This window comes from Adlercreutzia sp. ZJ176 (assembly GCF_011038975.1).
Lineage (GTDB): Bacteria > Actinomycetota > Coriobacteriia > Coriobacteriales > Eggerthellaceae > CAAEEV01.
Window position 1 is genome coordinate 106,789 of sequence record NZ_JAAKEC010000011.1, and the last position, 8,429, is coordinate 115,217.

The window sequence follows — 8,429 nt, forward strand, 5'->3', positions numbered from 1 at the left end:
CTCCTCCCGTTCATTAATTCTAAACTATATTTATATTTTTACAGTCTCAACTCTAAACTTCCTTTACCGTTTCACATCCCTCCATGGGTATGCCTCCCCCGAGGCGTGCCTCAGGAGCGCGTTTTCACGACGAGGGCCTGGGAGTCCTCCTGCATCTCGGTGAGGTTCCTCCAGAAGCGCTTGGGCATGAAGTGGCGTCGGAGCTCGGGGTTGTAGCGCGACTCCACGGCCACCGTGCGGTAGAAGCGCTTCCACGCCTGCTGCATCGCCGCCTCGTCAGCCGCGTGGCCGGGGAGCTCGAGCAGCGACGTTGCGGGGTCGTCCGTGCGGACGAGATACCACGTACTCCCGTCGAAGACGCCAGCGAGGTGATGGTTCTCGTCGTAGATGATGAAGGGCTGTACGCTGAAGCGCTCGACGAAGTGCCCCATGACCAGCGGGATCACGCTGTCGCGCGGGTTGCAGCGCGCGAACCACACGTCCGCCTCGTCCGATGTGAGGTGCTCGAAGCGGATGAACTGGCGCATGTGCTCACACTCCTGGTCAACTGCGCGCGCTATCCTGAACAGCGGCTCGACCGCCGGGTGCGTGACGTCGGATAGGGCGCGCCCGCGCTGCTTGGGACACGGCCCCCTCCCCTGCGCGCCCGAGCACGTCGCGCGCTTTCGGCAGCGCGCGCAGTCGCGCTTCTTCTGGCTGTCCATGGCGTAGCGGACGAAGCGGTACGCGGCGGTTCCCGCGTCCTCGCGCGCGGAGAGCGCCGCCTTCTTCACGGCGCTGAACGCCTGGTGCCCGCACGCCCGGCACAGCCCGCGGCGCACGCGGTCGGCGTGCGCGACGTCCGTCTCGATGCGCGACACGCGCTGCGACAGGCGCGGCTGCATGACCCCCTCGCGCATGACGTCAGACGGGTCCTCGCGGTTGGCGTAGGCCGCGAAGATCGCCGAGAGCAGGCCCTCGAGCGTCCCGTCATAGACATAGGCCACCTCGTCATACACCTCAGGCTGCGCGGGCATCAGAACAGCGCCTCCACCGTCGGCTTCGCGCGCCGCGAACCCGCGATCAACCGGCGCTCCTGCGCGCCTGCGCCTCTGGCAGCGTCCGCCCTGCCGGGCTCCGCCACCGCGCCTGCGCCCGCGCCCGGGTCCGCGCCCGCGCCCGCGCCAGCCGCCGTGCCCGCACCTGTGTTAACGCCCGCGAGCGCCCTGCGCTCCTGCGCGGCGCGCCCCCTCCCGAGCGCGCGCTCCTTTTCGGGCGTGCTCACGGAGTCGAACAGGCTCATCTGGCCGGGGAGCGCCTTGTCGACGCGCCTGCCGTGCCGCCCGCCCTCGATGGGGGCCGCGAGCGCCGCGTGCAGCGCCTCGCGCGAGAACTCGACGCCCGAGCCCGCGTACGCGCCGTTGCACGTGATGAAGTAGCGAGCTCGCTTGTAGGCCACGCCGAGGCGGCGCAGCTCGGCCTCGCGCAGCGTCGACTGGCGGCGGGCGCGCACGATGAGCTTGGCGCCGCGCACGCCGATGCCCGGCACGCGCAGAAGCGTCTCGAACGGCGCGGTGTTCACCTCGACGGGGAACAGGTCCAGGTTGTTCAGGGCCCAGTTCGCCTTCGGGTCAACGTCGGTGGCGAGAAACGGGTGCGCCTCGTCGATCACCTCGCCCACCTCGAACCCGTAGAAGCGCATGAGCCAGTCAGCCTGGTAGAGGCGGTGCTCGCGGTTGAGCTGAATGGCGTCGGTGGAGGGAAGCCGCGCGTCGGCGTTCACGGGCAAATACGCGCTGAAGAACACGCGCTTGAGCGAGAGCGAGCGGTAGAGCGCGGCCGACAGGCTCAGGATCTGGTAGTCGCTCTCGGGCGAGGCGCCGATGATCATCTGGGTTGACTGCCCAGCGGGCACGAAGGCGCGCGCCGTCGTGCGCGGGCGGCTGTTCGCCATATACACGGTGGTGCGCCGCCGCGTAAGCGCGCGCGACTCGGCGTCCTCCGCGATGGACTCGCTGATCTGCCGCATGGGGGCCAAGATGGCGCGCTTCGACTTCTGCGGGGCGAGCAGCGCGAGGCTCTCGCTCGAGGGCAGCTCGAGGTTCACCGACATGCGGTCGGCCAAATGCCCGAGGCGGGCGATGAGCTCAGGCGAGGTGCCCGGCACCGCCTTGGCGTGGATGTAGCCGCGAAAGCCGTACTCGCCCCGCAGTATCTCGAGCGTCTGGATCATGAGCTCGGAGGTGAAGTCGGGGTTGCGCATGACGCCCGAGCTGAGGAACAGCCCCTCGATGTAGTTGCGGCGGTAGAACCCGATGGTGAGGTCAGCCAGCTCGCGCGGCTTGAAGCACGTGCGCACCACCCCCTCGTTGCTCGCGCGGCTCGAGCAGTAGGCGCAGTCGAACACGCACACGTTGGTCATGAGCACCTTGAGCAGCGTGACGCAGCGGCCGTCGGCGGTGAAGCTGTGGCAGCAGCCCGCTGACGACGCCGCGCCGAGCCTCCCCTTCTTCCCCGCGCGGTCGACGCCCGAGGAGGTGCAGGCCACGTCGTACTTGGCCGCGTCGGCGAGGATCTCGAGCTTGTCGGCGACGTCCATGGGCCGGACCTCCTGATTGGGAAAACATCTGTTCTTGCGAATATTTGTTTGCTATAATATCGAACAGACATTCGCCTGTCAAGGGGAAGGGAGGCCCGAAGGATGCTCAGAGGAAGCTGCCGCAGGAACCTACGCGCCCGAAACCTACGCGCCCGTGCCAGAGAACTCCGGGATGAAGCTCTCCTCGCACGCGCCGCCCTCCTGCCAGAAGTAGTCGGGCACGCCGAGGGCGTCGGCGAAGTCAAGCAGCTCCTCGTACTCCTCGTCGGGCACGCGGCGCGCCAGCTCGGGGCAGCGCGCGAGCACGCGGCGCGCCCGCGCGTCGCCCGCCTGCGCGGCCGTCGCCACCACGGGCGTGTACTGGTTCATGATGGAGAGGCGCACGTCGGCGCCGTAGCGCTCGTGCACCGTCCGCACCACGCGCTTGGAGTCGTCCAGATGCCCCGGCAGAATGAGGTGGCGCACCACCACGCCGCGCGTCATGCGCTCCTGCCCGCGGAGCTCGTCGTAGGCCGGCGCGCCCACGGCGCGCACCATGGCGTCGAGCGCCTCCGTCGCGCGCTCGGGGTAGTCGGGCACGTGCGAGTAGCGCGCGCCGAGGGATGCGTCGGCATACTTGAAGTCGGTGAGGTACACGTCCACCGTGCCCGTGTTGTCGCAGATGGCACGCACGGTCTCGTACCCGCTCGTGTTCCACACGACGGGAAGCGCCAGGCCGCGTGCGCGCGCCAGGCTCACCGCCGCGCGCGCGTGGGGGGCGTAGTGCGTGGGCGTGACGAAGTTCACGTTGAGCGCGCCCTGCCGCTCGAGGTCGAGGCACATCGCGGCCAGGTCGGCCACGCTCGCGGGCGCGCCGAGGGCGCCGTGTGCGATCACCGCGTTCTGGCAATAGTCGCAGCGCAACGGGCAATGCGCGAAGAAGACGGTCCCGCTGCCGTCCTCGCCGCTGATGGGAGGCTCCTCCCACAGATGCAGCGCCGCGCGCGCCACGAGCACCTCCGCGCCCGCGCCGCACGCGCCCCGCTCCCCCGCCGCGCGGTTCGCGCCGCACGCCCGCGGGCACAGGTCGCACGCGGAGGGGTTGAGGCCGCCCTCGTCGAGAGTGGCGGCCGCATCGCGGGCGCCGGCACCAGCGCCCGAGCCGACGTCGAGGGAAGCAGCCGCGCTGCAGGCGCCAGCGCAGGCGCCCGAGCCGGCGTCACCGAAGGAGCTCATGAGACGTTCGCGCTCCTTGGTGCCTCAGTTGTTGGAGAAGGTGCCGTAGGGGTCGTCGAGGTCGTAGCCCTCGTAGTCGTCGTAGCGGTGCTCGTGGTCGTGCCCGCAGCCGCAGCCGTCGTCCTCGAAGGCGTAGTCGTCCTCGTCGTCGTGCTTGCCCGTGCCGTAGACCTCCTCGGCGCGCGTCCAGTCCAAGCCGTGCTTGGCGCACTCGGACTCGTCGCCGTACACGAGCGACAGCGCCGCGGGCGACTTGTCGGCGCCGCCCACCACGGCCAGAAGCTCGAGCAGGTGCAGCGCGGCCTCAGCCTGCGGCAGGATGAGCTCCACGTCGTCGGCCGCCATGATGGCCGCGGACAGCGCGGACATGAGCATCTCGGCGTTGTAGGCGCCCGTGAAGCGCTCGGCGGCCACCGCTTCGAGCACCTGGGCCGCCGCAGGCGACGCGCCGCCCGGCTGCTCGCCCGCCCCCGCGTTGCCGCACGAGACGCTGCGGCGCGTCGCGCGGAAGAGCGCGTCGGCCTCGACGGCGCCGATGACCTGCGCCGCGAGCTGCAGCGTGTACGCCGCGCGCGCGAGCTGGGCCGACCCCGGAGAGCCCTCCTCGCTCACCTGCCCGAACAGCGCCTCGAGCACGGGCCGCGCCTGCGCGACCGCGTCAGCCTCGCCCGCCGCGAAGCACGCGGCGTTCTCGCGCGCAAGCGCGTCGACAGCGGCCACGTCGGCCACCACGAGCGGCGCCTCGACCAGCGCCAAGTCGCTCACCGTGGCCACGGCGCTCATCTCGCGCGCGAAGCTCGGCGTGGTGGCGCTCAAGTCGATGAGCAGCGCGCCGGGCATCGCCGACTGGATGACGCCCCCCTCGCCGAAATAGAGGTCCTCAAGCGCGCTCTGGCTCGTGCAGAACGTGATGACCACGTCGGCGGCGGCCACCTCCGCAGTGCGCGCAAGCCCCGCGGCCTCAAGGCGGCCCGCCACTGCGTCGACGAAGCCCTCGCTCCCGCGGTAAGCGTACGACTGAGCCATGATCTAGTTGCCCCCCTTCACGCGACGCGCGATGCGGTCGGCGACCGACAGGTTCTCGCGCTTGTCCTGCCCCCAGAACACCACGGCCAGCATGCCGGGCCCCACGTGGCTGCCGATGACCGGGCCGATATTGCACTCCAGGAACATGATGTTCTCGTCGACCTTCAGCAGCGCGTCCTTCAGGCGCTGCGCGTCCTTCGGGCAGTCGGCGTGCCCGATGGTCACGCACTGGCTCGGCCCGTTGCCCGCCGCGTTCTTCTGGTAGTACTCGACCAGCTGCTTGATGCCCTTCTTGCGCCCGCGCGCCACGCCCACGAGCGCCAGCTTGCCGTCGACGTCGATGTTGAGCAGCGGCTTCACGTCGAGCGCCGAGCCCGCCACGGCCACCGACCCCGGGATGCGCCCGCCGCGCCGCAGCGCTTCGAGGTCCTCCACCATGAACTCCTCGTTGATGAAGCAGCGCGCCTCCTCGGCCCAGCTCGCCAGCTCGGCGGCGGAGAGCCCCTTCTCGCGCTGGTTGATGGCCTCGTAGACGAACAGCCCTTCCGCCACCGACGCCAGGCGCGTGTCGACCACGTAGAGCTCGAAGTCAGGATGGGCCGCGCGCACCTGCTCATACACGAGCATGGCCACGTCGTAGCTGCCCGACAGCCCGCTCGTGAACGCCAGATACACCGTGGGGATGCCGCTGTCGACGGCAGCGTTGAAGGCGTCGATGATGACGGGCATGGAGATCTGCGAGGTGGACGGCTCGGCGCCCTTGCGCATGGCGTCGTAGAACTCCGGCGCCGAGACCGACTGGAACAGGTCGTCCTCGAAGGTCTGCCCGTCGAGGATGTAGGGGAACTTCAGCAGATAGACCCCTTCGCGGTCGACCACCTCGGGCGGGAGGTCGCAGCACGAGTCGATGATGAGGTTGCATTTCGGCATGTTTCCAAGCTCCTGTTCGCTTCTGTCCACTTCCGTTGGCTCCTGCTCGCTTCGTCAGGCGGAGAACACCAGGTCGGCGGTGTTTCCCGCATACTTGCCCGCAAGGGGCGCGTCGCACTCGTAGGCGATGCCCACGGCGGGCCCCACGTGGCACCCGATGACGGGGCTCACCGGCAGCACCTCCACGGCGCGGCCCAGGTAGGGCTCCACGGCCTCGCGCGCCCACGCGAGCGCCGGCGCCGCCTCGCCGATGTAGTGCACCACCACGCGCTTGAGCCCGTGCGCCTCGACGTCCTCTCGAAACGCCCTCAACATGCGGTCGAGCGCCTTCTTGCGCGTGCGCACCTTGGCGAACGTGGTGGCCTCGGCCTCGGACACCGTGAGCACGGGCGCGAGCTGGATGAGGTTGCCCAGAAGCGCCGCCGCGCCGCCGATGCGCCCGCCCGCCTTCAGAAAGGCCAGCGTGGCCGGCGTGAACAAGAAGCGCGACGAGGCGCACGCCTTGAGCACCGCCCGCGCACACTCCTCGAGGCTTCCGCCCGCGTCGCGCACGTCGACGGCGTCGAACACGGAGAACGCCTCGTCGTAGCTGTTCGACGTGGAGTCGATGACCTTGCACGCGAACCCCTGGTGCCGCGCCTTCACGCTGCGCGCCACGCGCACCGCGCCCTCGAACGTGCCCGACATGCGCGACGACATGAACACGCCGAGGACCGCGTCGCCCGCCTGGGCAGCGCGCTCGAACGCGTCCTCGAGCACCTGCTGGGACGGCTGGCTCGACGTGGGGATGTCGTCGACCATGGCGTGGATGCCCTGGTAGAACTCGTCGACGTCCATCTCGGCGTCGACGTACTCGCGCCCCTGGTGGTGCACGAACATCGACACCACCTCGATGCCCTTCGCGCGCGCCACCTCGGCGGGAATCGACGCGACCGAATCCGTGATGATCCTTACCACAGCTCCCCCGTTCCCCTCATGCGCTCACCCCGTCGATAAGCGTCAGGCTATACGATACCACGCAGCTCGGCGACGAGCGCGCGGCGGCGCTCGTGCAATCCGTACTCAAGTCCCACAGGGTAGGTGTGCGGGTTGAGCATGCGCAGCTGGCTCTCGTCGAGCGTGGCGAGGCCGGCTTGCGCGCGCGAGCGCGCCTGCATGGCCGAGCGGTCCTCAGGCCCGAGCACCACCTGGCCCGCGCGCGCGAGCGGGCGCAGCAGCGTCTCGAAGCGCAGGCCCGCGAGCTTCTTCTGGCGCAGGTCGTCAACCGGGTCGACGATCACCTCGCGCGGGTCGACCTCGCACGTGACGTCGAACACCATGTCGCCGGCGATCTTGCCGTCGGCGTGGTAGTAGCGGCGCACGTCGAGCACGCCCGGCATGGTGAGCTTGGCCGCCGACTCGGAGATCTTGAGGCGGCGCGTCCAGGCGTCCTGCCCCGGCTCGCGCACGGCGGAGAGCTTGTACACGCCGCCGAGCGTGGGCTGGTCGTACGCGGTCGCGAGCTTCGTGCCCACGCCCCACGACGACACCGGCGCGCCCTCGTCGAGGATGGACTTGATGGTGTGCTCGTCCAGGTCGTTCGACAGCACGATGCCGCAGTCGGCGAGCCCCGCCTCGTCGAGCATGCGCCGCGCCATCTTCGCGAGCCACGCCAGGTCGCCCGAGTCGATGCGGATGCCCGCGAGGCGCTCGCCGCGCTCGCGCATCTCGAGGCCCACGGTGATGGCGTTGCGGATGCCCTGCTCGACGTCGTAGGAGTCGACCAGAAGCACGCAGTTCTTCGGGAAGATGCGCGCGTACTCGCGGAACGCCGTGAGCTCGTCGGGGAACGACATCACCCACGAGTGGGCGTGCGTGCCCGACACGGGGATGTCGAACAGGCGCCCCGCGTCGACGTTCGAGGTGGACGCGCAGCCGCCGACGACCGCCGCGCGGCTCGCCCACAGGCCGCCTATGCCCTGCGCGCGGCGCAGCCCGAACTCGGCCACGGGGCGCCCGTCGGCGGCGCGGCAGACGCGCGCGGCCTTGGTGGCGATGAGCGTCTGGAAGTTCACGCAGTTCAGAAGGGCTGTCTCGAGGAGCTGGCACTGCATGATGGGGCCCGTCACCCGCACGATGGGCTCGTGGGGGAACACGATGGTGCCCTCGCGCACCGCGTCGACGTCACAGGTGAGGCGCAGGTCAGCCAGATAGCCGAGGAAGCCCTCGGAGAAGAGCGGCCCGCCGCCCGGGGCCTCGAGCGTGCGCAGGTAGGCGATGTCGCGCTCCTCGAAGCGGTAACCCTCGATGAGCTCGGCGAGCTGCGCGGTGCCGCACGCCACCGCGAAGCCCCCCTTGAAGGGGTAGTCGCGGAAGTACATGGTGAAGCACGCCTCTTCGCCGCCGCGGTCCGCATCCCAGTAGCCCTGCGCCATGGTGATCTGGTACAGGTCCGTCGTAAGCGCGTAGCTGGTGTTCATTTACTCGGCTCCTCCCCTGCCCCCGTCAGGACCGGGGCCCTTGGGCTGCCCCGGGCCCTGCTGGGGCTTGTGGCTGCGACGGCGCGCGCGGCGATGCCCGCCGCCGGCGCTGCCGCTGGTGTTGCTGGTGCTGCTTGCGTTGCCGGCGCCGTTGCCGCTGGCGGCGTTGCCGCGCGCGGGCGCGGCGGCGTCGGCGGGCGCCCCGGCGCGCGCGAGGCCCG

8 protein-coding genes are annotated in these 8,429 nt (G+C 70.2%); all 8 read right to left on the reverse strand.

The genetic code is table 11. The features are described from left to right. Nucleotides 1-110: 110 nt before the first annotated feature. Entirely contained in the window at nucleotides 111-1,016 is a 906-nt protein-coding gene (locus G7Y50_RS07505) for a TIGR03915 family putative DNA repair protein (protein ID WP_165050789.1), read from the reverse strand. Then, a complete protein-coding gene (locus G7Y50_RS07510; protein ID WP_206214803.1) occupies nucleotides 1,016-2,578 on the reverse strand; it encodes a putative DNA modification/repair radical SAM protein in 1,563 nt (520 codons plus the stop codon). Before G7Y50_RS07510 ends, G7Y50_RS07505 begins: the two co-directional genes overlap by 1 nt. Before the next feature lie 144 nt (nucleotides 2,579-2,722). Further along, nucleotides 2,723-3,793 carry a radical SAM protein gene (locus G7Y50_RS07515; RefSeq protein ID WP_241156427.1) on the reverse strand — a complete coding sequence of 357 codons (1,071 nt, stop codon included), beginning with the start codon at nucleotides 3,791-3,793 and terminating at the stop codon, nucleotides 2,723-2,725. Nucleotides 3,794-3,817: 24 nt separating this feature from the next. Further along, nucleotides 3,818-4,819 (reverse strand): NAD(P)-binding domain-containing protein, encoded by a 1,002-nt coding sequence (locus tag G7Y50_RS07520; protein ID WP_165050784.1) that lies wholly within the window; start codon nucleotides 4,817-4,819, stop codon nucleotides 3,818-3,820. 3 nt (nucleotides 4,820-4,822) lie between these two features. Beyond that, nucleotides 4,823-5,749, reverse strand: coding sequence for a DegV family protein (locus G7Y50_RS07525; RefSeq protein WP_165050780.1), 927 nt, complete (start codon nucleotides 5,747-5,749; stop codon nucleotides 4,823-4,825). 54 nt (nucleotides 5,750-5,803) lie between these two features. Further along, entirely contained in the window at nucleotides 5,804-6,706 is a 903-nt protein-coding gene (locus G7Y50_RS07530; RefSeq protein WP_165050778.1) for a DegV family protein, read from the reverse strand. Nucleotides 6,707-6,753: 47 nt separating this feature from the next. Continuing rightward, nucleotides 6,754-8,208, reverse strand: coding sequence for a nicotinate phosphoribosyltransferase (locus G7Y50_RS07535; protein WP_165050776.1), 1,455 nt, complete (start codon nucleotides 8,206-8,208; stop codon nucleotides 6,754-6,756). Beyond that, on the reverse strand, nucleotides 8,209-8,429 hold a 221-nt coding region (locus tag G7Y50_RS11940), incomplete at its 5' end, for a hypothetical protein (protein WP_206214804.1).

What these genes read in the sequence shown, in the direction of transcription:
- G7Y50_RS07510 (WP_206214803.1), bottom strand. Translation starts at nt 2,578, where the DNA reads ATGGACGTCGCCGACAAGCTCGAGATCCTCGCCGACGCGGCCAAGTAC.
- G7Y50_RS07505 (WP_165050789.1), bottom strand. Translation starts at nt 1,016, where the DNA reads ATGCCCGCGCAGCCTGAGGTGTATGACGAGGTGGCCTATGTCTATGAC.
- G7Y50_RS07525 (WP_165050780.1), bottom strand. Translation starts at nt 5,749, where the DNA reads ATGCCGAAATGCAACCTCATCATCGACTCGTGCTGCGACCTCCCGCCC.
- G7Y50_RS07520 (WP_165050784.1), bottom strand. Translation starts at nt 4,819, where the DNA reads ATGGCTCAGTCGTACGCTTACCGCGGGAGCGAGGGCTTCGTCGACGCA.
- G7Y50_RS07535 (WP_165050776.1), bottom strand. Translation starts at nt 8,208, where the DNA reads ATGAACACCAGCTACGCGCTTACGACGGACCTGTACCAGATCACCATG.
- G7Y50_RS07515 (WP_241156427.1), bottom strand. Translation starts at nt 3,793, where the DNA reads ATGAGCTCCTTCGGTGACGCCGGCTCGGGCGCCTGCGCTGGCGCCTGC.